This is a genomic window from uncultured Roseibium sp. (assembly GCF_963675095.2).
In the GTDB taxonomy this organism is placed as follows: domain Bacteria; phylum Pseudomonadota; class Alphaproteobacteria; order Rhizobiales; family Stappiaceae; genus Roseibium.
The window spans coordinates 1-22,313 of sequence record NZ_CAXXSJ010000025.1 but is presented as its reverse complement, the minus strand read 5'-3'; the positions used below and the strand labels follow the sequence as shown (position 1 = coordinate 22,313).

Genomic DNA, 22,313 nt, shown 5'->3' with positions numbered 1-22,313 from the left:
GGTTCACTCGTTCAATTCGTACACCCACGATTCGTGAATGAGGACGTCTTGAAGATCGCGACGAAAGCTCTGAACGCGGCCGGCCTGGCAGGATTGCTGTTGCTCAATGCCTGCGCCGGGCAGTCGACCGGTCAGGCGACGTCCTGGTACGCCTCCCATGACGGTGTAGCACCCCGGCCAGACCGAACCTATGTCTGCCACGGCTTCGGCTGCACGTATAAAACCCCGGTGAATTTCTCCAGCCGGAGCCTCAAGCGTCTGAAGCGCATTCTGTCCGCCGGCAGCCGCTCAGCGGAAGCGGAACGCAAGGCGATTGCGAATGCGGTGGCCTGGAATGAGAAGCGCGTCGCGCCCGAAGTCGGCTCCGAAAACGACGTCGGCGGACTGGACCTGCACAATGCTGGTGTCCGGGGACAGATGGATTGCATCGACGAGGCGACGAATACGGCAAGCCTGCTGCTGGTCGCCGAAAAGCACGGCTATCTGAAATATCACACGGTCAGCGGACCGGTGGCGCGGGGCTTCTTCCTGGATGGCCGTTATCCGCATGCAACGGCGACGGTGAAGGAAAAGAAGACCGGAGAGGTCTTCGCCATCGATTCATGGCCGAAGAAAAACGGCGAAAAGCCGGTGGTGCAGAACCTGGACGCCTGGATGGCCAGCTAGAGGCCAAGCTCCTGGAGCCTGAATCAGGCCGCGATTCGAATCGAATCAGACTCAAAAACACCTGCCGGCGGGAGGACGCGGGCAGGTGTTGTTTGTTGCCGTTTGCGGTTCGGCAAATCGGGCTGCCCGGAAGGGGCTGCCAACCGCTATTATTTCGCCGCCATGCGGGCGTAGCGCGCGATATCGCTCCGGCTGATGCCGATGTCGGCAAGTTCCCGGTTCGACATGCGGGAGAGTTCATCGTAGGTGCTCCGGTACTGCTTCCAGTTCCGGTAATGGCGAACAACCTGGTCAAGCATGATGAGGCCTTTCTATGTTTTCTGTTTTTAGACCTGGCGCTGTCGTTCTGCGTCTGGCTCATTCGTTTCTTTGTATGGGCGGGATATAGGCGCCTAATTTTGCGGCAGCTAGAAGGGAAACCGCACGTCTGCTCTTCGAAAAATGCAGATCTCACAGCAGGTTATAAACGGGCCGCGTAACAGAATCCCCGGCGGTGTGGCCGCATCGGGGAGGCGCAAAAAATCCCCGGTCAATCGAGATTGCCGAGGGTGCGGTCTGGTAAGCGGATTTTCAGGCTTTAAAAAAACGATCGCCCGCCAGTGGGAGGAGGTTCTGGCGGGCGTCGTTTTGATTGGCAAGACTGGGAGGAGGATGCCTTGCCAAGGTCGCGCGTTCCGTCGCTTGGGAGGAGGTAGCTAGAGGAACGCGAGCTCTTTACTGGGCGGTAGTGCGGCGTGCGACGAAGCGAATGTCACTGCGGCTGATGCCGAGGTCGCTCAGTTCGCGGCTGGACAGGCGGGAGAGCTCGTCCACGGTACGCCGGTAGTTGACCCAGTTGTTATATTTGCGAACGACATTGTCGAACATTGTTTTTGTCCTTGTCGATTGCGTCGCAGCATCTTTTGTGTGCGCCGCATCATTGATCCGATGAGTGGAATATAATTCGAGGCCGAAAAAAAAGAAGTGCCATGTATGCATGTCAGTCATGCGTTCAGTGCAATGCAAAATAAATGACCCGGCACAGATGCATGCCGGGTCAGAAAAATTAGGTAAATCAATGCGAAGTGGGATTATGTTGCGTTGCAACCTATTCGGCAGCATCCGATGCGTGCTGTGGTCTGCGTTGCAAAAGCTCCCGCAAAAACTGCCCCGTATAACTGGCCCCGATCTCCGCGACATCCTCCGGACGGCCGGTCGCAACGACCGTTCCGCCGCCGTCGCCGCCCTCCGGTCCCATGTCGATGATCCAGTCGGCCGTTTTGATGACTTCCAGATTGTGTTCGATCACCAGAACCGTGTTTCCCTGCTCGACCAGCTCGTGCAGGACTTCCAGAAGCTTGGCAACGTCATGGAAGTGCAACCCGGTCGTCGGCTCGTCGAGAATATAGAGCGTGCGCCCGGTCGAGCGTCGTGACAGTTCCTTCGCCAGCTTCACCCGCTGCGCCTCACCACCGGACAACGTCGTCGCCTGCTGACCGACCTTGATATAGCCAAGACCGACACGTGCCAGGGTTTCCATCTTGTCCCGGACCGCGGGAACGGCGGAGAAGAACTCCGCGGCTTCTTCAACCGTCATGTCGAGCACATCCGCGATCGACTTGCCCTTGAACTCGACCTCGAGGGTTTCCCGGTTGTAGCGCCGGCCCTTGCAGACGTCGCAGGTGACATAGACATCGGGCAGGAAGTGCATCTCGATCTTGATGACCCCGTCGCCCTGGCAGGCTTCGCAGCGTCCGCCCTTCACGTTGAAGGAAAAGCGTCCCGGCGCATAACCGCGGGCCTTTGCCTCGGGCATGCCTGCGAACCATTCACGAATCGGCGTGAAGGCGCCCGTGTAGGTCGCCGGATTGGAGCGAGGCGTGCGTCCGATCGGCGACTGATCGATATCGATCACCTTGTCCAGGTGCTCCAGCCCGTCGATCCGGTCGTGAGGGGCAGGATTGTCACGCGCGCCGTTCAGCCGGCGGGCAGCCGACTTGAACAGGGTGTCGATCAGGAAGGTGGACTTGCCGCCGCCCGAAACCCCGGTGACGCAGGTAAATGTTCCGAGCGGCACATCGACGGAAACGTCCTTGAGGTTGTTGCCGCGCGCGCCGACCACGGAAATCTTCCTGGTCTTTTTCAGTTTGCGCCGTTCTTCGGGAAGCGGGATCATGCGCGCGCCGGACAGATACTGGCCGGTCAGCGAGGCCGGATTGGCCATGATTTCCTGCGGCGTTCCCTGGGCGACGATCTCGCCGCCGTGGACGCCGGCTCCCGGCCCGACATCGACCACGAAGTCCGCCGTCAGCACCGCGTCCTCGTCGTGTTCGACGACTATGACCGTGTTGCCGAGATCGCGCAGGTGCTTCAGCGTATCCAGCAGCCGGGCATTGTCGCGCTGGTGAAGACCAATCGAAGGCTCATCCAGAACGTAGAGCACACCGGTCAGACCTGAACCGATCTGGGAGGCAAGGCGAATCCGCTGGCTTTCTCCGCCCGAAAGGGTGCCGGAGTTGCGCGACAGGGTCAGATATTCCAGACCGACGTCGTTGAGGAATTTCAGCCGTTCACGAATTTCCTTGAGGATCCGGCCTGCGATGTCGTTCTGCTTCTGCGTCAGCTTTTCGGGCAGCTCATTGAACCAGTCGTTGGCGACACGGATGGAGAACTCGGTCACCTGGCCGATGTGCAGGCCGCCGATCTTCACCGCAAGCGCTTCCGGCTTCAGGCGGTACCCGGTGCAGGCCGGGCAGGCGTGGTCGGACTGGAATCGGGAGAGTTCCTCCCGCACCCAGGTGGATTCGGTTTCCCGCCAGCGCCGTTCGATATTGCCGATCACGCCTTCGAAGACCTTTTCGGTCTTGTAGCTGCGCGCGCCGTCATCATAGATGAAGGCCACCTTGTCCTTGCCGGTGCCATAGAGAATGGCCTGTCGGACCTCTTCCGGCAGTTCCTTCCACGGCGTCGCCATGGAGGCATCGAAGTGCCGGCACAGCGCCTCCAGGGTCTGGACATAATAAGGTGAGGTCGACCCGGTCTTTGCCCAGGGCAGAACGGCGCCTTCGCGCAGGGAAAGCGTATGGTCGGGCACGACGAGTTCTGCCTCGAAGGCAAGCGTCGTTCCCAGTCCGTCGCAGGCCGAACAGGCCCCGAAGGGATTGTTAAAGGAAAACAGCCGCGGCTCTATTTCCGGAATGGTAAAGCCGGAAACGGGACAGGCGAATTTTTCCGAAAAGACGACGCGCTCGTGGGTTTCGTTCTGGTTCTGCAGCACCGCGCCGGGGGCGGCTGCCTCAAGAGGCTTGTCGGCGAATTCCGCAATCGCGATGCCGTCGGCGAGCCGCAGAGCGGTTTCAAGGGAATCCGCCAGGCGTCCGGCGATGTCCTCGCGCACCACGATCCGGTCCACGACCACGTCGATATCGTGCTTGAACTTCTTGTCGAGGGCAGGGGCTTCGGCGATCTCATGGAATTCGCCGTCGATCTTGACCCGCTGAAAGCCCTTTTTCATGAGCTCGGCGAGTTCCTTGCGGTATTCGCCCTTTCGGCCGCGCACGATCGGCGCCAGCAGGTAGAGACGCGTGCCTTCCTGGAGCGCAAGGATCCGGTCCACCATCTGGGACACGGTCTGGCTCTCGATCGGCAGGCCGGTCGCCGGAGAATAGGGGACACCGACGCGCGCGAACAGCAGGCGCATATAGTCGTAGATCTCGGTGACCGTTCCGACGGTGGATCGCGGATTTCGGGAGGTGGTCTTCTGCTCGATGGAAATGGCCGGCGACAGGCCGTCGATCTGGTCGACGTCCGGCTTCTGCATCATTTCCAGGAACTGGCGTGCGTAGGCGGACAGGCTTTCCACATAGCGGCGCTGGCCCTCGGCATAAATCGTGTCGAAGGCAAGCGACGATTTACCAGATCCGGACAGGCCGGTCATGACGATCAGCCGGTCCCTTGGCAGGTCCAGGTCGACCCCTTTCAGATTATGTTCCCGCGCACCGCGCACGGAAATGATCCGGGTCGGGTCCGGGGCCTTTGTGTCGGCGTGAACGTCATGCGCCATGTGGTATTGATCCTCTCGGGCGGCTTTGGGAGTCCGGGGTAGCCTGAACGAGCCTTGGGGAGGCGGCTTGCTTTGGCGCTGTCCGGCGACGCTCCATATTTAGAATGTTCAATGGCGAAGGCAAATGACGGGCGTCAAAAAAACGCAAGCTCGCCCGATCTCTCCTGACACCAGGTGCGGTGCAGCCTTGACAATCAGAACATAAGAAGAACAAATATGGCAACTGGAAAAGTTTTGCACCCCACGCATGACCAAGCCTTTGTGGAAAAGGCCGGAATTGCGTGGAAAGACCCGGCGTGCCCTTGTGTTTGGCGTTAGGGTCGGCCGAAGACAAGATCCGGCGGCCGCAGAGCCGGAAGCGTAATCTCGGGAGTTCAGTCATGGCGGGCAGCGTCAACAAGGTAATTCTGGTCGGCAACCTGGGAGCGGATCCCGAAATTCGCCGCACACAGGACGGTCGGCCGATCGCAAATCTCAGGATCGCGACGTCGGAATCCTGGCGCGACCGCAATTCGGGCGAGCGCCGGGAAAAGACGGAATGGCACCGGGTGGTGATCTTCAACGAAGGTCTCTGCAAGGTGGCGGAGCAGTATCTGCGCAAGGGTTCCAAGGTCTATCTCGAAGGCCAGTTGCAGACCCGCAAGTGGCAGGACCAGAGCGGTCAGGAACGGTATTCCACCGAAGTGGTTCTGCAGGGCTTCAATTCGAACCTGACCATGCTTGACGGCCGGGGCGAAGGCGGTGGCCAGGGTGGCGGCAGCCTGCCCGACTACGGTTCTTCCGGAGGCGGTTTTGGCGGTGGCGAATCGTCTGGTGGCGGCTACGGCGGCGGCCCAGGCTATGGCGGCGGCTCCGGTGGCGGCTATGGCGGTTCTCAGGGTGGCGGCGGCGCCGGACCCATGGACGATGAAATTCCGTTCTAAACCTTCCGAGACGGCTTTTTCGCGGTTTTGCACGGTGCTATTCAGGCCCGTTAAGGCTCCGTAAGGGGGCGGCTTTGCAAGTTGTGTGATTTGCATTGTTGCTCGCCGACGGTGCGGTTCTGCGTTTTTTCGGTCACAGCCGCGTGAATGTTGATGCCAAAAAGGCTTTGGTTCTTAACGCTGTGTCGAAGAATGGTGTAATACTTTGCCAAGCTGCCGCTACGCCAGCTCGGTTTGGGGCTTACTGGGATGGCCGGTCCGACGGGACCGGTTCAAGCAGGCGTAACGGATGCGGATTCGTGAGGCAGGCGGTTCGCAAGAAACGAAATTTTATTCGGGACAAGGCGAATGGTGTCGTTCGCCGTTCCTACGAGCTTAAGGCGATTGGAAGATGCGGATCCTGGCGAACGTTGCAAAGATGAAGCCCAGCAGCTTCGGCACAGCGGGTGGTTCTCATGAGGTGAAACGACGGGCTTTGTCCTCAACCGTCATCGCAGGGCTGGCGACGCTGGTGCTCGGCAGTGCCTTTGCCGGTTTCGGGGCTGATACGGCTCAGGCGCAAGGGTTCTTCGATCGTCTGTTCAATCCGAAATACCATCGCATGCAGGAACTCCGGGCGCGCGACGAACTCCTGCGCGAAAAGGCCCGTACGGTGCGTGTCTCCGCGCCGAAATTCTTCACCTACAAGCCGGATGTCTGGAAACGGGTTTCCTTTGCCGGTCTTGCCGAGGTGAAGACGGCTGCTGTCGCGGCAAACGAAGATCAGGCAAACGAGGGTGAGGGCGTTACCGCCGATACGGCTCCGGCCGTTCTTACCGAGTTCGACAAGGCCCGTCCGGCCCTGAAGGGGCTCGACTTCGAAATGCTTCCCGAAGTGGCTGATGCCTTGAAGGCCTTCTACCGTGAACACCCGGATTTTCTCTGGATCAAGGACGGCAATGTCAACAGCCGGGCCTTGAGCGCGAAGATGGCGCTTGCCGATGCGGACAAGGAAGGCCTGGATCCGGAAGACTACAAGGTCGACCTGCCGTCTTTCGAAAAAGCTGTGCCGGATACGGCATCGGCCGATGACGCTGCCCCGAAGCTGACGCGCGAGAAAGCGCTGATGAATTTTGAGCTGACCTTTTCCAGCGCGGTGCTGACCTATGTCCTCGATGCGGAGCGCGGCCGGGTCGATCCGGACCGGATCTCCGGCTACCACGATCTGCCGCGCCGCGAAATCGATCTCGTGGCCGTTCTGGAAGAGATCAAGTCCAAGGACAATCTGGAAGCCTATCTGGTGTCCCGCAATCCCCAGAACCCGCAGTATGCGGCTCTGAAGAAGGAACTTGCCCGCCTGCGCGCGGAGGATGAAGCCGAAGACCAGATCGTGATCGCGCCGGGAACCTTCCTGAAGGCCGGTGGTTCCAGCCCGGAAATGAAGCACATCGTTGCCGCGATCCGGAAAAACGGTTCGGACGAACTGAAGGAAAAGAACGCGGATGTTATTGCCGCTTACGCCGGAGAGGAGCTGTACAGCCCTGAACTGGTTGCCCTGGTCAAGGATTTCCAGAAGGAAAACCAGCTGTCGGCTGACGGGATCATCGGCAAGAACACGATCAAGGGCCATGGTCGGCGAGACCAATGTCGCCAAGATCGCCAAGGTGAAACTGGCTATGGAGCGCCGCCGCTGGCTGCCGGTCGACCTTGGTGCTCGCCGGGTCTTCATCAACCAGCCGGCCTTTACCGCGACCTATTACGAGCCTGGCACAGAACCGCTTTCCATGCGTGTGGTGGTGGGCAAGAAATCCAATCAGACGAACTTCTTCTACGACAAGATCAGGCTGGTGGAATACAACCCCTATTGGGGCGTTCCTTATTCGATCATCGTCAACGAGATGCTGCCCAAGCTGGCGCAGGGATCCGAGCTATCTGGACCGAGCCGGTTATGAGGGTCTCGACCGTCTCCGGCCAGCAGGTCTCCTCGTCCTCCGTTGACTGGTATGCGGTGGCCTCCAAGCAGCAGAGCATCAATGTTCGCCAGTATCCGGGAGCTTCCAATGCGCTTGGTCAGGTGAAGATCATGTTCCCCAACAAACACCACATCTACATGCACGATACGCCGTCCAAGAGTCTGTTCAAGAAGGATGTCCGGGCCTTCAGCCATGGCTGCATCCGTCTGCAGGATCCGAAGGCGATGGCCGCCGCGGTCCTCGGCAAATCCAAGGATTATGTCACCGGCCGGATCAACCAGGGTCAGAATGCCCAGGAAGATGTGACCGGCGATATTCCGGTCTACATCTCCTATTTCACGGCCTGGCCGAACGACGAGGGCACCATCAGTTACTTCGACGATATCTACGATCGCGATATGTATCTGCTGAAGGCACTCGACATCACTGAAAAGACCCGGGAAGACGCCCGGGTCTGAGAGCAGATCGGATCGTAACGAAAAAAGCCGCGGAGATTGCTCTCCGCGGCTTTTCTGCTTTTCTGGGCGTCAGGAACCGGACAGGCAGTCCGTCATGGCGTCGGCCATGTTGCTGATCAGCTTGAAATAAAGACCAGGTCCGTCCGTCAGGTCGGCGCCGAGCGGGTCCAACGTGCCGGAACGGGCCTGGGTCCCTTCTAGAACGACACGGATCATCTTCGGCTCGAACTGGGGTTCTGCAAAAACACAGGCGGCCTGGTTTTTCTTGATGATGTCGTGGATCTCCGTAATCCGGTCTGCTCCTTGCCGGAACTTCCGGATTCAGGGTGATCGCACCGGCGGCCGCATGCCGAAGCGGTCCTCGAAATAATGGTAGCCGTCATGAAAGGACGATGAAGGGCCGCCCTTTCACCGGGGCGAGCTTTTCGTCGGTGCTTGTGATCAGGGTCCGCGAGCTTTTGATCCATGGCTTCAGCGTTTTGCCTTGTAGGTTGCGGCATTGTCCGGATCTGCCTCGCTCAGATGTATGGCGATATCCTTGACCATGGCGCGGGCGTTTTCCGGGTCGAGCCAGATGTGGGGATTCAAGTCCATCGGCACTGTGGTGATGGCCTTCTTCATGTCCGTCCTCGTCATGATCGTGGCCTTCGGCATGCTCGGCTTCGTCATGATCGTGGCCTTTGGCATGCTTTTTCGTTGTGATCATGGCCATGCTCTTCACCATGAATCGTGGTCATGGCCTCAAAACCTCGCTTCGCGGAATTTGAGATGCTCGACACCCGGAGCGTCAAACAGTTCGATCCTTTCAGCCTTTTCGGCAGATGGTCGAAATCGGCTTGCGAGGAGACGTTTCCAGATGATCGCCAATCCAGAAAACCACATCGGCATTTTGAAGCAGTGCCGCCTGGGAGGGCTTCATGGAAAAATCATGCGGCTACGCGGCTCCCTTGATCAGGAGTTCCGGAGAGCCGGCTCCCTCCATGACGCCGGCAACCAGCGAATGGACGGGCTTGATCGTTGTCACCACGGAGACTTCCGCTGACGCAAGAGCAGGGTCAGGCTCAGAGACGCCGCAAACAGCAGACGAGGAAGCAGAGCTTGAACGAGAGGCGAAGAGATGGATACAGGCAAGAGACGCTCCAATTGGCGGTATGTAATAACATAACATGTAACTATGTAACGTCTATTGATGCGTGGCGCAAGACCCTGGTCCCGTTCTGATTGTGAATGTGGAAATATCGACCGGGTCTCAGGTTTCGGCCGTTTATCTCGAAATATGAGATTTGCCGACCCAAGACTGGTTTTTGGATCCGAAAAGGCCTATCCGTCATAGGGTTGAGCAGCTCAACCGAATCCAGCCTGGCTGCATCTTCAGATTTCTTCGGAGCGTTCCTTGCCTCACATCGATCTCGCATTGATCCTTCCGGCGCTGCTCGCCTGTGTCCTGGGCGGCCTTTTAAAGGGCGCGACCGGGGCAGGGGCTCCCGTTATCGGTGTGCCGGTCCTCGCGGCGCTGACCGACGTTCAGTTCGCAGTTGCCGTTTTCGTTACGTCGAACCTGCTGACCAACGTTAATCAGGCCTGGCGCACCGCAAAGCCCAATTGCCATGGCCATTCATGGTACTGTTTGCCGGCGGAGGTGGCATTGGAGCGATTGTCGGTACGGTTCTTCTCGCCGGCTTGCCGTCCGATACCCTGTCGGTTGCCATGGCGCTGGTCGTCCTGGGCTATGTCGGTTTCCGGATCCTGAAGGCCGACTGGATGCTGAGCTATGCCGCTGCGTCAAGATGGCCGGTCCGATCGGTTTCTGGGCGGGGCGCTTCAGGGAGCGACCGGCATTTCCGCACCGGCCTCAATCACCTTTCTCAATGCATTGAAGCTGCCGCGCAGCACCTTCATCGCAACGATTTCGGTGTTCTTTATCGTCATGTCCATCGGGCAGATTGAACAACTGGTCGTGGTCGGGCTTCTTGACTGGCACCGGTTCTTTCTCGGGCTCGGCGTAACCGTTGCCATTGCCCTGTTCATGCCGGTCGCAACTATCTGGCCCGGCATCTGGCGAAGGAAACCTTCGACAAGATCATGCTGGGGCTGCTGACCCTGATCGCGGCGAAGATCCTGGTGCAGCAACTTTTCTTCTAGACCCACAGACGCAAAAAGGCCCGCAATGCCTTGCGGGCCTCAATACGAAACCTCTCGACAATCAGGCAGCAATCAACCCGCCGGCATCGGCAAGCCGGCTGAGGTGATAATCCGCATCGCCGAAGGCTGTGTCGATCATGGTCATCCGCTTGAAATAGTGGACCGACGGCCAGTTCCATGGTCCATGCCGACACCGCCGTGAAGCTGGACCGCCTGCTGGCCGACGAACCGACCGGAGCGGCCGATCTGCACCTTTGCCCCGGCAATGGAACGGTGGCGTTCGCTCAAGTCCTGTTCACTCGCCATCATGGTCGCGAGCATCGACATGCTGCGCGCCTGCTCCAACATCAGGAACATGTCGGCGCCCGGTGCTGAAGCACTTGGAAGTCGCCGATGGCCACACCAAACTGCTTGCGCGTCTTCAGGTAGTCGACCGTGGTCTCGTGCATCACCGACATGGTGCCGACCGCTTCCGCACAGAGGGCGGCAATGGCTTCGTCGGTGACCTGTTCGATCAGCGGCAGACCGTTCTCCGGATCGCCGATCACCCAATCGGCCTCGACGCGAACGCCTTCCAGCAGCACTTCCGCCGCCCGCTGGCCGTCCTGGGTCGGATAGCCGCGCCGGGACACGCCAGGCGCAGTCCCGTCGACCAGAAACACGCCGATCCCGGACCTGTCGCGCCGGTCGCCGGCCACCCGCGCCGTCACGATCAGCTTGTCGGCACTGTCTCCGTGAACAACCACGCTCTTCGCCCCGTCCAGAACATAGGAACCGCCGTCCTTGCGCGCCGTCGTCGTCACGTCCGCGAGGTCGTAGCGGGAATGACGTTCGGTCTGGGCAAAGGCGAGCGTCAGGCTGCCGTCGGCAATTTGCGGGATCAGGTCCGCCTTTTTGGGCCGCATTCGCTCCATTGCGCAGGAACCCGCCGCTGAGGACGACGGTTGCCAGATAAGGCTCCAGCGCCAAGGCGCGGCCGAAGGCCTCCATGACGATCATGGTGCCGACCGGTCCCTGGTCCATTCCGCCGTCGTCCACGGAGAAAGGCATGGCGAGCAGGCCGAGCTCCGCATATTGCGCCCACATATCCGGGCTCCAGCCTTATCGGAAGCGCCGTGCTTCTTGCGCTGCTCGAAATCGTAGCGATCGGCGAGCAGGCGCTCGACGCTGTCCTTGATGAGCCGTTGCTCGTCGTTCAGATCAAAATCCATCTCACAGCCCCCCTCACAGACCCAGGATTGCCTTAGCGATAATGTTCTTCTGGATCTCGTTGGATCCGCCGTAGATCGAGACCTTGCGCCAGTTTGAAATAGGTCGGCGCGGCGGTCGCGGCCCAGTCCATGCCGATGGGCGGCTCGTTCGAGCCTTCCATGAGACCCGGCTGGAACGGCAGGGCATACGGCCCGGACCACTTCCATCAACAGCTCGGTGGTCGCCTGCTGCAGTTCCGAGCCCTTGATCTTCAGGATCGAGGAGGCCGGATCCGGCTTGCCCTTGTCGCCCCGCTTGGCCTCAGCGGCCACGACCCTAAGCTGGGTCATCTCCAGCGCCTTCAGCTCCACTTCGACGGCGGCGAGCCTCTCACGGAACCGCTGGTTCTCGATCATCGGCGCAGACCCGTAGAATTCCTGGCTGCCAGTTCCTTGATCCGCCGGATGCGCCTTGCTTGGAAATACCGATCCGGGCAATGCCGGAGCGTTCGTTGCCGAGAAGGAACTTGGCGTAATCCCAGCCCCTGTTTTCTTCGCCGACCAGGTTCTCCACCGGCACGCGGCACGTCGGTGAAGAACACCTCGTTGACCTCCTTGCGCGTCGATGGTCTGGATCGGCCGGACCTCGATGCCCGGCGTCTTCATGTCGATCAGCAGGAAGGAAATCCCCACCTGCTTCTTCACGTCCGGATTGGTTCCGCACCAGACAGAAGATCCAGTCGGCGTGCTGGGCAAGGGTGGTCCAGGTCTTCTGGCCGTTGACGACATAATGGTCGCCGTCCCGCACGGCCTTGGTGCGGAGGCTGGCGAGATCGGACCCGGCGCCCGGTTCCGAGAAGCCTGGCACCACCAGTGGTCGAGATTGGCGATCCGCGGCAGGAAGCGCTGCTTCTGGGCCTCGTTGCCGAAGGTGGCGATCACTGGCCCGACCATATGCACGCCGACTGCAGCGGCTGCGGCGCGGGCGTCTGCTGCATTTCTTCCCAGAAGATATAGAGCTTGATTGGATCCAGCCGTTCCGCCGAATTCGACCGGCCAGTGTGGCACGGCCCAGCCCTTGGCGTTCAGGATCCGCTGCCAGGTCACCAGGTCCTGCTTTTTCCAGCGAGTGCTGGTCGATCATCTTGGCGTGGATGTCGGCCGGGATGTTCTCGTGGAAGAACGTGCGGACTTCCTCGCGGAATGCCTGTTCTTCCTGTGTAAATGCCAGATCCATGGCTAAGGCCTCACGAATTGATTTCAAACAGTCCGGCAGCGCCCATGCCACCGCCGACGCACATGGTCACCACCGCGTATTCCGCTCCGCTGCGCTTGCCCTCGATCAGGGCGTGGCCGGCAAGGCGGGAGCCGGACATGCCGTAAGGGTGGCCGACGGAAATCGCGCCGCCGTTGACGTTGAGCTTGGCCGGATCGATGCCGAGCCGGTCCCGGCAGTAAATGACCTGGACGGCAAAGGCCTCGTTCAGTTCCCAAAGGTCGATGTCGTCGACCGAGAGCCCGTGGCGTTCCAGAAGCCGGGGAACGGCGAAGACCGGCCCTATGCCCATCTCGTCCGGCTCGCAACCGGCGACCGCGAAACCGCGGAAGATACCGAGCGGTTCCAGGCCGCGTTGTTCGGCGAGCTTCCGCTCCATCACCACACAGGCCGAAGCGCCGTCGGAAAGCTGGCTGGCATTGCCGGCGGTAATGGTCATACCGTCGCCGCGCACCGGCTTCAGCCCGGCAAGCCCTTCCGCATTCGTGTCCGGGCGCGGGCCTTCGTCGGCGGCCAGTTCCACATCCTTGAAGGAAACCTCACCGGTCTGCTTGTCGGTCACGGCCATGCGGGTGGAAATCGGTACGATTTCCGCATCGAACCGTCCGGCTTCCCGCGCTGCCGCGGTTCGCTTCTGACTTTCCAGGCCATAGGCGTCCTGATCCTCGCGGGAGATTCCATAGCGCTTGGCGACCACTTCGGCCGTGTCGATCATCGGCAGATAGACGTCGCCCTTGATCTCCATCAGCGTCTCGTCGACAGCGTGAAATTTGTTCATGTGATCGTTCTGGACCAGGGATACCGATTCCACGCCGCCAGCGACGCCGATCGACATGCCGTCGTGAAGGATCGAGCGGGCAACGACTGCAATCGACTGCAGGCCGGAGGAACACTGTCGGTCGATCGTCGCGCCGCCGGTCGTCACCGGCAGGCCGGCGCGTAGCAGCGCGCGGCGGGCGACGTTGCCGCCGGTCGTGCCTTCCTGAAGGGCGCAGCCGAAGACGACGTCTTCGACTTCCCCGCCGTCGACGCCGGCCCGCGCGACGGCTGCGGCAATCGCGTGGCCGGCAAGGGTCGGTCCGCAAGTGAGATTGAGCGCACCGCGATAGGCCTTGCCGATCGGAGTGCGGGCCGTGGAGACGATGACGGCTTCCCGCATGAGTTCTGCTTCTCCCTATAAACTTTTGTCTGCGCCGTGACGGCGCGTTTTTATTCTGTGAGCCTCAAGAACCGCTTGCGCGCTTCTTGATCTCTTCCTGTTTCAATTGCAGCTTGGAAAACTTGCCGACCGCGGTGCGGGGCAGGGCGGTCCGGAATTCCAGGTCCCGTGGCATCTCATGGCGGCCGACCTTGTCGGCGAGAAAGGTTTGCAGGTCTTCCAGAGTGAACGGGGCAGCACCCTGGCGCAGGGCAACGAAGGCCTTGGCGGATTCGCCGCGATAGGTGTCAGGGATACCGACCACGAGCACTTCAGCGACGGAGGGATGTTCGTAAATCGCCTGTTCGACCACCTGCGGATAGACATTGAACCCGCCGGACAGGATCATGTCCTTCTTGCGGTCGACGATATAGAAATAGCCGTCCTCATCCATCAGGCCGATATCGCCGGTCAGGAAATAGCCGTCGGCAAAAGCCGCTTCGGATTCGTCAGGCTTGTTCCAGTAGCCGGAGGTGACGTTGGGCCCCTTGACCCGCAGTTCTCCGGTTTCGCCGGGCTTCAGTTCACGCGTCGGATCTTCTAGCGCAACGATCCCCATTTCGAGGCCCGGCATGGGAATGCCGATCGATCCGGGCTTGGCCGGGTTGGAGCAGGGCAGGTTGGTGCCCGCCGGTGCGGTCTCTGTCATGCCCCAGCCCCCAAGCAGGGGCAGACCGGTCAGCGCTTCGAAGCGCTTGGCCACCTCGACGGGAAGCGGCGCGCCGCCCGAGCTGCAATAGGTGAGGGACGAGAAATCCCGGCTGTCCAGGTCGGGCAGGTTCGCAAGCGCGATCCACATGGTCGGAACGCCGGGAAAGATCGTCGCCTTCTTGATCTCGATATCCTGCAGCACGCTTTCCGGATCGAAGCGCGGGCGCAGCAGGATTTCGTTGCCGTTGCTGACCTGCCGGATCAGGATCGTCGTCAGGGCGTAGATGTGAAACAGCGGCAGGACGCAGATGATCTTGTCGGTCCCCGGCACGGACGGCCGCTGCTTCTGGAACCAGTTGTTGTAGATCGCAGCCGACGTTGTAAGGTTGCCATGGGTCAGGATGGCGCCCTTCGGCATGCCGGTCGTTCCGCCGGTATACTGGAGCAGCGCGATATCTTCCGGGGAAACCGCCGGCCAGGCGTCCGGGATCGGTGCTCCCTTGGCAAAGTCGGCCCAGGTCATGACATCCGGCCGGTCCGGGATTTCCGCGAGCGGTGCCGGAGAGGCGCCCCAGGCGCTGTCCTCGGCGACGATGACCTTATCAAGATGGCCGGCATCCAGCAGCTTCAATGCCATAGGCAGCAGGGAGCCCAGGTCGGTCGTGACCATCACCCGCGCGCCGCTGTCCTTGAGCTTGTAGGCAAGTTCCCGCTCCGCATCGAGCGGGCTGAGCAGGACCATGCGCGCGCCGGCCTTGCAGCCCCCGAAGAAAAGGGCCGGAAAATAGGGCGTATTCGGCATATAGAGCGCGAGGGCCTTTTCTGCGCCGATGCCCTCCCGCAGGAGGGCGGCCGCCGCGGAATTCAGCTTGTGCCCGAATTCCGCGTAGCTGAGGACGTGGCCGCGGTATTCCAGTGCCCGGTGTTCCGGATAGCGGGCAACCGCTGTGTCCGCGATCCGGGAAAGCACCGAAGGCTCCGGTCTGAAGTCCCACTCCATGCCGGGTGGATAGGACTTCTCCCAGGCAAACGGCCGTTTGCTCATGCCGCCTTTGCCTCTTTGCGGGCAAGGGAGGCAAATCCCAGGCCCTCATCGGCAAGACGGTTGAGGAGCGGCGCGGGTTTCAGCGCCTTGTTGCCGGTAGACTCGGCATAATGGTTCAGCCGGTCGCGGATATGCGCAAGGCCGACCTGGTCGGCATAGAACATAGGGCCGCCGCGCCACAGCGGGAAGCCGTAGCCGAAGACCCACACGGCATCAATGTCTCCCGGACGCTGGGCAATGCCCTCGTCCAGGATCTTCGCGCCCTCGCTGATCATCGGATAGATCAGCCGCTCGACAATCTCCTCTTCGCTGATCTGGCGGCGGGTGATGCCCTTCTTGGCGGCTGTCTCTTCGATCAGGGCCTCGACTTCCGGATCCGGCGTACCGGCGCGGGAGCCCTGTTCGTAGATATAGAAGCCGCGGCCGGTCTTCTGGCCAAAGCGGCCCATTTCACACAGCGCATCGGCAATATCCGCGCTGCCGCCGTCTGCCGTTCCGCCCATCTGTTTGCGGATACGCCAGCCAATGTCGAGGCCAGCAAGGTCGCCCATGGCAAAGGGACCCATCGGGAAGCCGAAGCCGGTGAGGGCGGCGTCCACCTGTTGCGGCGACGCGCCTTCCAGAAGCAGGCGTTCGGTTTCCAGCGAACGGGCGCGCAGCATGCGGTTGCCGACGAAGCCGAAACAGACGCCGACCACCACCGGGACCTTCTTGATGCGACGGCCGATCTCGATGGCGGTTGCCAGCACTTCCGGCTCGGTTTCCGCGCCGCGCACGATCTCCAGCAGCTTCATCACATTGGCCGGGCTGAAGAAATGGGTGCCCAGAACCGATCCCGGGCGTGTCGTCATCTGCGCGATGTCATCGACATTGAGATAGGAGGTGTTGGTGGCCAGAACCGCGGACGGCTTGGCAATCCGGTCCAGGTCGCCGAAGATCTGCTTCTTGATGTCCATCTCTTCGAACACCGCCTCGATGATCATGTCCGCGTCGGCGAGGTCGTTCATGTCGGTCGATCCGGTCAAGAGGCTCATGCGCGCCTTCAGGTCGTCCTCGGTCATGCGCCCGCGCGAGACGGAAATGCGGTAGTTCTTCTCGATCGTGGCAAAGCCCCGGTCCAGAGCCTCCTGCGAGGTCTCGATGATGGTGACTGGAATACCCACATTGGCGAAGTTCATGGAAATGCCACCGCCCATGGTGCCGGCGCCGATAACGCCCACCTTGTTGACCTCGCGCGGCTTCACGTCTTTCGGCATGTCGGCGACCTTCGCCGCTTCACGTTCGGCAAAGAAGATATGTCGTTGGGCCTTGGACTGATCATCGTCGATCAGCTTCATGAAGGTTTCGCGCTCTTTCTGCAGAGCTTCCTCGACAGGCAGATCCATGGACCAGCGCACGGCATCGATACACGCAGCAGGTGCTTTCAGGCCCTTGGCCTTCTTCAATAGCGCTGCGGCCGTTTCCTCAAAAGATGACCGGTCCGCCTTGGCCGCCGCAAGCGCAGCGTCGTTCTCGCGGACCTTCACCAGCGGTTTCCCATCGGCCGCCATCTGGCTGGCGCGTTCCACGGCAGCGGCGATGGGATCGTCCGACACCGCGTCGATCACACCCATCTTGAGCGAGGCTTCTGTCCCGACCGGTTCGCCGGGAACGATGATTTTCAGAGCCGCTTCCGGGCCGATTATGCGTGGCAGGCGCTGGGTGCCGCCGGCGCCGGGCATCAGGCCGAGCTTGACCTCCGGTAGGCCGACCTTGGTGCCGGGCGCCGCGATCCGGGCATGGCAGCCGAGGGAGAGCTCGAAGCCGCCGCCCAGAACCGTGCCGTGGATGGCGGCGACCACCGGCTTCGGCATATCCTCGACCTTCTGGATGACGACGGGCAGCCAGGGCTCCTGGGAAGGCTTGCCGAATTCGCGGATGTCGGCGCCTGCGCTGAAGGTGCGCCCAGAGCCGGTCAGAACCACGCCGGCAACGGAATCGTCTGCAGCCAGTTGCTCCATGGCATTGAAGATTCCGGCCCTGACTTCATAGGGGAGCGCGTTCACTGGGGGATTCTCGATGGAAACGATGGCGATGCTGCCGTTGCGCGTGATCGTGACCAAATCGCTCATATTTTCGGCGTCCTTCCTGACCGGTTCTGTTTCGCCGGCGGCAATCGAGCTTTGCTCCAATTCCGCTCTGCGAAACTATATTTTATAATTTGACGTGGACGCTAGATTATGGTGCAGTCCTTGTCAATCGCTCCCGCTGGTGTACCGGGGATTAGTAGAAATGTCAGGAAAACGTGTCGGTGACAGCCACGAAATTGCGACCGGTGACACCCGTTATTCGGGAGACCGCAAGTTCGTCGTGGCGCTGGCGCGCGGCCTCGAAGTCCTTCGCTCGTTTCGGCCCGACGATGACATGCTCGGCAACCTGGAAATCGCGGAAAGAACCGGTATCCCGAAGCCGACGGTCTCACGCCTGACCTATACGCTGACGCAGCTCGGCTATCTCGCGCACGTGCAACGGTTTTCCAAATACAAGATCGCACCGGCCGCACTGGCCCTGGGCTACAGCGCCTTGGCTCAGTTCGGAATTAGGCAGATCGCCCGGCCCTACATGCAGGCGATTGCCGATCAGGCGGGGGCGTCGGTCGCCTTGGGGGCTCCGGACAAGCGACGGATGATCTACGTCGAACATTGCTTCAACGCGAATGCCCTGATGGTCCGTCTGGACATCGGTTCGCGTATTCCGCTTGCCGCCTCGGCCATGGGGCGGGCCTATATCGCGGTTATTCAAGACGAAAAGCGCGAAGTGCTGTTTGAGGATCTGGCCTGGTTCTACGGCGATAAGTGGCCGGCATTGCGTGCCAACATAGATCTTAGCTGTGAGCAGGTGGCCCGGCAGGGATTTTCAATTTCGATGGGCGACTGGCGGCAGGACATCAACGGCATCGGCGTGCCGCTGGTCATGCCCGACGGCTCCGGCATCTATGCCTTCAATTGCGGAGCCGCGGCTTTCTCACTGTCCAGAGACCGGCTTGAACAGGATATCGGACCGCGGCTGCTCGACGCCGTCCGGCAAATAAGAACCGTCCTGAACGGCGGTGCGGGCGAATGGCAGACCGGTCAAAACCGGCACCACTAGGCGGAGGTTGCGGGCGAGCGGTTCCAGAACGCTGGTTCGCGAGCGACGTCCTGCTCTTGGGAGGAGCGCGTGAGATCTGTTGCAAGTCGCCTGGCCGACGATCGGCCGGGCAAGGGGGGCGTGCATTCGGCGGCTGAGCCGTTGCTGGCATTGGACAACGTGACCATCCGCTTCGGCGGCATCGTCGCGCTCGACGGAATTTCCTTCGATCTTCAGCCCGGCCGTATCCTCGGGCTGATCGGCCCGAACGGCGCCGGCAAGACGACGCTGTTCAATTGTGTGAGCGGGCTTTATTTCCCGAACAACGGGACCATCCGCTTCGATGGCCGCGAACTCCTCGGCCGGGCGGCGCACCGGATTGCGCAGCTCGGCATTACCCGGACCTTCCAGAACATTGCCCTCTTCAAGACCATGAGCGTGCTCGACAACGTGCGCCTGGGCGCCCATTCCGGCACCTCGAGCAATTTCGTTATCGATGCCCTCCGGATCGGAGAGGCGAAGCGGCAGGCCGCCATCGACGAAACGGCCCTGGAACTGATCGAAACCTTCGACCTGAGCGACTGCATTCACACCCGTGTTTCCGATCTTCCGACAGGGACCCAGAAACGGGTCGAACTGGCGCGCGCCCTTGCAGGGAAACCGAAGCTGCTGCTGCTCGACGAACCGGCCGGCGGCCTGACCCATAGCGAGGTCGGTGAACTCGGCGACATGATCCGCAGCATCTGCAATGAGCGGGGCGTCACGGTGCTTCTGGTGGAGCATCACATGAGCCTCGTCATGTCGGTCTCCGACAAGGTCGTTGCCCTCGATTTCGGCCGAAAGATCGCCGAAGGCACGCCGGAAGAGGTGCAGAACGACCCCGAGGTAATCCGGGCCTATCTCGGGGGGACGAAACATTGAGCGCCATGGCTGCATCCCAAACCCCGGCGCTCTCCGGCGAGGCCTTGCTTCGGGTCCGTGGCCTGAACGCCTATTACGGGCGCATCCAGGCGCTGTTCGATATCGACTTCGACATCGCCCCGGGGTGCGTGACCACGCTGCTCGGCGCGAACGGGGCCGGCAAGACGACTACCTTAAGAGCGCTCTGCGGCATGATCCCGACGAAAGGGGACATCGAACTCGACGGGACTCCTATCGCCGGCAAGGCGACAGAGGACATTGTCTCGCTCGGCGTTGCCCATGTTCCCGAAGGCCGGGGCACCTTCATCGGCGTGACGGTGGAGGAGAACCTCAAGCTCGGCGCCATGACCCGTCGGGGACCGGCGCGAAATTTCCGCCGATATCGAGCGGATGTACCAGCTGTTTCCCCCGGCTCGCGGAACGGCGCAATCAACAGGCCCAGACCCTGAGCGGGGGCGAGCAGCAAATGCTTGCCATTTCCAGGGCACTGATGCTGCGGCCCAAACTCATGCTGCTCGACGAACCCTCGTTCGGACTGGCTCCACGCATCATCGAGGAGCTGTTCGAAACGCTCGGCCGTCTGAAGAACGAGCAGGGCATATCCATGCTGATCGTGGAGCAGAACGCCGCACTTGCGCTCGAAATCGCCGACCACGCCTATCTGATCGAGACCGGGCCGGGTGATCATGTCCGGCCCGGCGGACGAGATCGGCCGGGATGAAAGTATCCGACGCGCGTATCTGGGCTATTAGGGGGCAGTAGTATGGGAACTCTTCATCCACCAGGTTCTCGCGGGACTGGCAACGGGCGGCATTCTATTGCCTGCATCGCTCTTGCCATCGTGATGATCTACCAGGCTATCCATCATCTCAATCTGGCCCAGGGCGAGATGGCGATGTTCTCCACCTTCGTCGCCTGGCAGCTGATCGAATGGGGCATGCCCTACTGGGCGGCGTTTGTCCTCACTCTCGCGCTGTCCTTCGTTGCCGGGGTCGCCATCGAGCGGATCGTGTTTCGGCCGCTGCACAATGCGCCGGTCCTGAGCCATATCGTCGTCTTCATCGCGCTGTTCAGCATCTTCAACAGTGCGGCGGGCTTCATCTGGGATTTCACCATCAAGTCCTTCCCGACGCCGTTCGGCTCGCAGCCCCTGTTCGAGGGCGCGCCCGTCAGCGCCCATGACACGGGGATGTTCGGTGTGACCTTCGTCCTGCTGATCCTCCTGTTCCTGTTCTTCCGCTTCACTCGGGTCGGACTGGCCATGCGGGCAGCCGCCGTCAATCCGGAATCGGCGCGTTTGGTCGGCATTCGGGTCGGCTGGATGGTGGCACTCGGATGGGGGATGGCGGCCGCGATCGGTGCGGTTGCGGGCATGCTGATCGCGGCCCGTGGTCTTCCTGGAACCGAACATGATGCTCTCGATCCTGCTTTACGGTTTTGCCGGCGCGGTGGTCGGCGGGCTCACCAGTCCGGCCGGCGCCGTGGTCGGCGGCTTCATCGTCGGTGTGGTGGAAAACCTCGCCGGCTCCTTCATCCCCTACATCGGCCAGGAGCTGAAACTGACCATCGCACTCGCCCTGATCGTGGCCGTGCTGATGGTCCGGCCAAGCGGCCTATTCGGCAGCCGCCTCGTCAGCAGGGTCTAGTGGATATGAATCAGATGCCTTCAACGCTTTCTTCCCGGTTCAAGTCCCTGCGCCAGGTCCCTGCGAAGCCGCGTGACGTTCCCCAGTCCTGGCCCCGGATCGCCCTGATTGCCGGTCTCGTGCTGGCGGTGACCTTGCCGTTCGTGGTCAAGAACTTCGTCATCTTCCAGCTGACGATGGTGCTGATCTATGCGATCGCCATACTCGGGCTCAATCTGCTGACGGGCTTCAAACGGCCAGTTCTCGCTCGGCCACTCGGCCTTCTATGCCATCGGCGCCTATACGACAGCGATCCTGATGGAAATCTACGGGGTCGACTTCTACCTGACGATCCCGGTGGCGGCGCTGATCTGTTTTGCCTTCGGCTTCCTGTTCGGCCTGCCGGCCCTGCGGCTTGAGGCGATCTATCTGGCGTTGGCGACCTTTGCGCTCGCAGCTGCGACACCGCAAATCCTGAAATCCACACCGCTGTCGCCCTGGACCGGCGGCGTACAGGGGATCTACGTCCCTCAAGCCGGATCCGCCCTTCGGGCCTGCCGGTGAATTCCGACCAGTGGTTCTACTTTCTGACTCTAGGGATCGGCCTGGTACTGGCCGTCATCGCCCGCAACCTGATCGACAGCCGGTCGGGCAGGGCGATCATCGCGATCCGCGACAATCCGATTGCCGCGCGCGCCATGGGCGTCGACATCGCCCTCTACAAGACGCTCGTGTTCGGCGTCAGCGCGCTTTACGCCGGCATTGCCGGATCGTTGAGTGCTGTCGTCGTCCAGTTCGTTGCGCCCGACAGCTTCACCTTCGTTCTCGCCATCGCGCTCTTCGTCGGGCTCGTCATCGGCGGTGTCGGATCCATTCCGGGCGCCGTGCTCGGTGGCCTGTTCCTGGTGTTCGTGCCCAATTTCGCGGAGGAGATCTCCAAGGGGCTCGCAGGGGCGGTCTATGGCGCCATTCTCATTCTCGTCATCTATGCAATGCCATCGGGCGCTGCGGGGCCTTATCCGCATGCTCATGGCGAAACTGGCCGGAAGAAGCCGCTGAAATTGGTGTGTAAAGGGAGGAAATATCCATGAGACTGACAATAACCGCATTCCTCGG

At 61.1% G+C, this 22,313-nt stretch carries 19 protein-coding genes and 7 pseudogenes; 12 read left to right on the top strand and 14 right to left on the bottom strand.

Features of this window, described 5'->3' with window-relative positions; all coding sequences use genetic code 11:
- Positions 1–48 precede the first annotated feature (48 nt).
- A complete protein-coding gene (locus ABIN98_RS08415; protein WP_346909107.1) occupies positions 49–666 on the top strand; it encodes a hypothetical protein in 618 nt (205 codons plus the stop codon).
- A gap of 149 nt (positions 667–815) precedes the next feature.
- Here the strand turns inward: ABIN98_RS08415 and ABIN98_RS08410 are convergent, their stop codons facing one another.
- The 3 genes from ABIN98_RS08410 to uvrA form a co-directional block, all read right to left on the bottom strand.
- On the bottom strand, positions 816–965 hold the full coding sequence (locus tag ABIN98_RS08410; protein ID WP_346909106.1) for a DUF1127 domain-containing protein: 150 nt from the start codon (positions 963–965) through the stop codon (positions 816–818).
- A gap of 415 nt (positions 966–1,380) precedes the next feature.
- The gene (locus ABIN98_RS08405; RefSeq protein ID WP_346900726.1) at positions 1,381–1,533 is read right to left on the bottom strand and encodes a DUF1127 domain-containing protein; all 153 of its coding nucleotides are present in this window, start codon (positions 1,531–1,533) and stop codon (positions 1,381–1,383) included.
- Positions 1,534–1,753: 220 nt separating this feature from the next.
- Positions 1,754–4,708, bottom strand: coding sequence for an excinuclease ABC subunit UvrA (gene uvrA, locus ABIN98_RS08400; RefSeq protein WP_346909105.1), 2,955 nt, complete (start codon positions 4,706–4,708; stop codon positions 1,754–1,756).
- A gap of 380 nt (positions 4,709–5,088) precedes the next feature.
- Here uvrA and ABIN98_RS08395 point away from each other — a divergent pair, with 380 nt between their 5' ends.
- From ABIN98_RS08395 to ABIN98_RS08380, 4 genes and pseudogenes are all read left to right on the top strand, one after another.
- Positions 5,089–5,631: a single-stranded DNA-binding protein gene (locus ABIN98_RS08395; RefSeq protein ID WP_346909103.1), complete on the top strand. Its 543-nt coding sequence runs from the start codon at positions 5,089–5,091 to the stop codon at positions 5,629–5,631.
- 391 nt (positions 5,632–6,022) lie between these two features.
- A pseudogene (locus ABIN98_RS08390) lies at positions 6,023–7,222 on the top strand (murein L,D-transpeptidase); the annotation flags it as partial.
- Positions 7,113–7,562 (top strand): L,D-transpeptidase family protein, encoded by a 450-nt coding sequence (locus ABIN98_RS08385; protein WP_346909178.1) that lies wholly within the window; start codon positions 7,113–7,115, stop codon positions 7,560–7,562. The pseudogene ABIN98_RS08390 and the gene ABIN98_RS08385, both read left to right, overlap by 110 nt.
- Positions 7,559–8,041: a L,D-transpeptidase family protein gene (locus ABIN98_RS08380; protein ID WP_346909176.1), complete on the top strand. Its 483-nt coding sequence runs from the start codon at positions 7,559–7,561 to the stop codon at positions 8,039–8,041. The genes ABIN98_RS08385 and ABIN98_RS08380 overlap by 4 nt, the downstream gene beginning before the upstream one ends.
- Positions 8,042–8,110: 69 nt before the next feature.
- Here the strand turns inward: ABIN98_RS08380 and ABIN98_RS08375 are convergent, their stop codons facing one another.
- The 3 genes from ABIN98_RS08375 to ABIN98_RS08365 form a co-directional block, all read right to left on the bottom strand.
- Positions 8,111–8,311, bottom strand: a complete 201-nt coding sequence (locus ABIN98_RS08375) for a metal ABC transporter solute-binding protein, Zn/Mn family (RefSeq protein ID WP_346909174.1) — start codon at positions 8,309–8,311, stop codon at positions 8,111–8,113.
- 201 nt (positions 8,312–8,512) lie between these two features.
- Positions 8,513–8,710: a metal ABC transporter solute-binding protein, Zn/Mn family gene (locus ABIN98_RS08370; RefSeq protein ID WP_346909101.1), complete on the bottom strand. Its 198-nt coding sequence runs from the start codon at positions 8,708–8,710 to the stop codon at positions 8,513–8,515.
- 136 nt (positions 8,711–8,846) lie between these two features.
- Positions 8,847–8,960, bottom strand: coding sequence for a hypothetical protein (locus ABIN98_RS08365; protein ID WP_346909099.1), 114 nt, complete (start codon positions 8,958–8,960; stop codon positions 8,847–8,849).
- Between the two features lie 474 nt (positions 8,961–9,434).
- On the opposite strand from ABIN98_RS08365, the gene ABIN98_RS08360 reads away from it, so the two are divergent.
- Positions 9,435–9,791 carry a hypothetical protein gene (locus ABIN98_RS08360; RefSeq protein ID WP_346909097.1) on the top strand — a complete coding sequence of 119 codons (357 nt, stop codon included), beginning with the start codon at positions 9,435–9,437 and terminating at the stop codon, positions 9,789–9,791.
- Positions 9,792–9,812: 21 nt separating this feature from the next.
- Positions 9,813–10,139: a hypothetical protein gene (locus ABIN98_RS08355; RefSeq protein ID WP_346909095.1), complete on the top strand. Its 327-nt coding sequence runs from the start codon at positions 9,813–9,815 to the stop codon at positions 10,137–10,139.
- Positions 10,140–10,244: 105 nt separating this feature from the next.
- On the opposite strand, the pseudogene ABIN98_RS08350 reads toward ABIN98_RS08355, so the two are convergent.
- The 7 genes and pseudogenes from ABIN98_RS08350 to ABIN98_RS08320 all read right to left on the bottom strand — a co-directional run bounded on the left by ABIN98_RS08350 (position 10,245) and on the right by ABIN98_RS08320 (position 17,654).
- A pseudogene (locus tag ABIN98_RS08350) lies at positions 10,245–11,394 on the bottom strand (acyl-CoA dehydrogenase family protein).
- Between the two features lie 255 nt (positions 11,395–11,649).
- Positions 11,650–11,790 (bottom strand): annotated as a pseudogene (locus tag ABIN98_RS08345) (pimeloyl-CoA dehydrogenase large subunit); the annotation flags it as partial.
- Positions 11,765–12,181, bottom strand: coding sequence for a hypothetical protein (locus tag ABIN98_RS08340; RefSeq protein ID WP_346909172.1), 417 nt, complete (start codon positions 12,179–12,181; stop codon positions 11,765–11,767). The pseudogene ABIN98_RS08345 and the gene ABIN98_RS08340, both read right to left, overlap by 26 nt.
- 134 nt (positions 12,182–12,315) lie before the next feature.
- Positions 12,316–12,441, bottom strand: a pseudogene (locus ABIN98_RS08335) (pimeloyl-CoA dehydrogenase large subunit); the annotation flags it as partial.
- Between the two features lie 179 nt (positions 12,442–12,620).
- A complete protein-coding gene (locus tag ABIN98_RS08330; RefSeq protein ID WP_346909093.1) occupies positions 12,621–13,808 on the bottom strand; it encodes an acetyl-CoA C-acyltransferase in 1,188 nt (395 codons plus the stop codon).
- Between the two features lie 64 nt (positions 13,809–13,872).
- Positions 13,873–15,543 (bottom strand): dicarboxylate--CoA ligase PimA, encoded by a 1,671-nt coding sequence (gene pimA / locus ABIN98_RS08325; RefSeq protein WP_346909091.1) that lies wholly within the window; start codon positions 15,541–15,543, stop codon positions 13,873–13,875.
- Positions 15,540–17,654 carry a 3-hydroxyacyl-CoA dehydrogenase NAD-binding domain-containing protein gene (locus tag ABIN98_RS08320; protein ID WP_346909089.1) on the bottom strand — a complete coding sequence of 705 codons (2,115 nt, stop codon included), beginning with the start codon at positions 17,652–17,654 and terminating at the stop codon, positions 15,540–15,542. The genes pimA and ABIN98_RS08320 overlap by 4 nt, the downstream gene beginning before the upstream one ends.
- Before the next feature lie 160 nt (positions 17,655–17,814).
- On the opposite strand from ABIN98_RS08320, the gene ABIN98_RS08315 reads away from it, so the two are divergent.
- The 4 genes and pseudogenes from ABIN98_RS08315 to ABIN98_RS08300 all read left to right on the top strand — a co-directional run bounded on the left by ABIN98_RS08315 (position 17,815) and on the right by ABIN98_RS08300 (position 21,218).
- On the top strand, positions 17,815–18,672 hold the full coding sequence (locus tag ABIN98_RS08315; RefSeq protein ID WP_346909087.1) for an IclR family transcriptional regulator: 858 nt from the start codon (positions 17,815–17,817) through the stop codon (positions 18,670–18,672).
- Between the two features lie 120 nt (positions 18,673–18,792).
- Positions 18,793–19,572: an ABC transporter ATP-binding protein gene (locus ABIN98_RS08310; protein WP_346909170.1), complete on the top strand. Its 780-nt coding sequence runs from the start codon at positions 18,793–18,795 to the stop codon at positions 19,570–19,572.
- Between the two features lie 5 nt (positions 19,573–19,577).
- Positions 19,578–20,324, top strand: a pseudogene (locus ABIN98_RS08305) (ABC transporter ATP-binding protein).
- 24 nt (positions 20,325–20,348) lie between these two features.
- Positions 20,349–21,218 (top strand): annotated as a pseudogene (locus tag ABIN98_RS08300) (branched-chain amino acid ABC transporter permease).
- A 10-nt stretch (positions 21,219–21,228) separates the two neighbouring features.
- Here the strand turns inward: ABIN98_RS08300 and ABIN98_RS08295 are convergent.
- The gene (locus ABIN98_RS08295; RefSeq protein ID WP_346909182.1) at positions 21,229–21,381 is read right to left on the bottom strand and encodes a hypothetical protein; all 153 of its coding nucleotides are present in this window, start codon (positions 21,379–21,381) and stop codon (positions 21,229–21,231) included.
- Here ABIN98_RS08295 and ABIN98_RS08290 point away from each other — a divergent pair.
- Positions 21,317–22,288 (top strand): annotated as a pseudogene (locus ABIN98_RS08290) (branched-chain amino acid ABC transporter permease). The gene ABIN98_RS08295 and the pseudogene ABIN98_RS08290 sit on opposite strands and share 65 nt — an antisense overlap.
- Positions 22,289–22,313 lie beyond the last annotated feature (25 nt).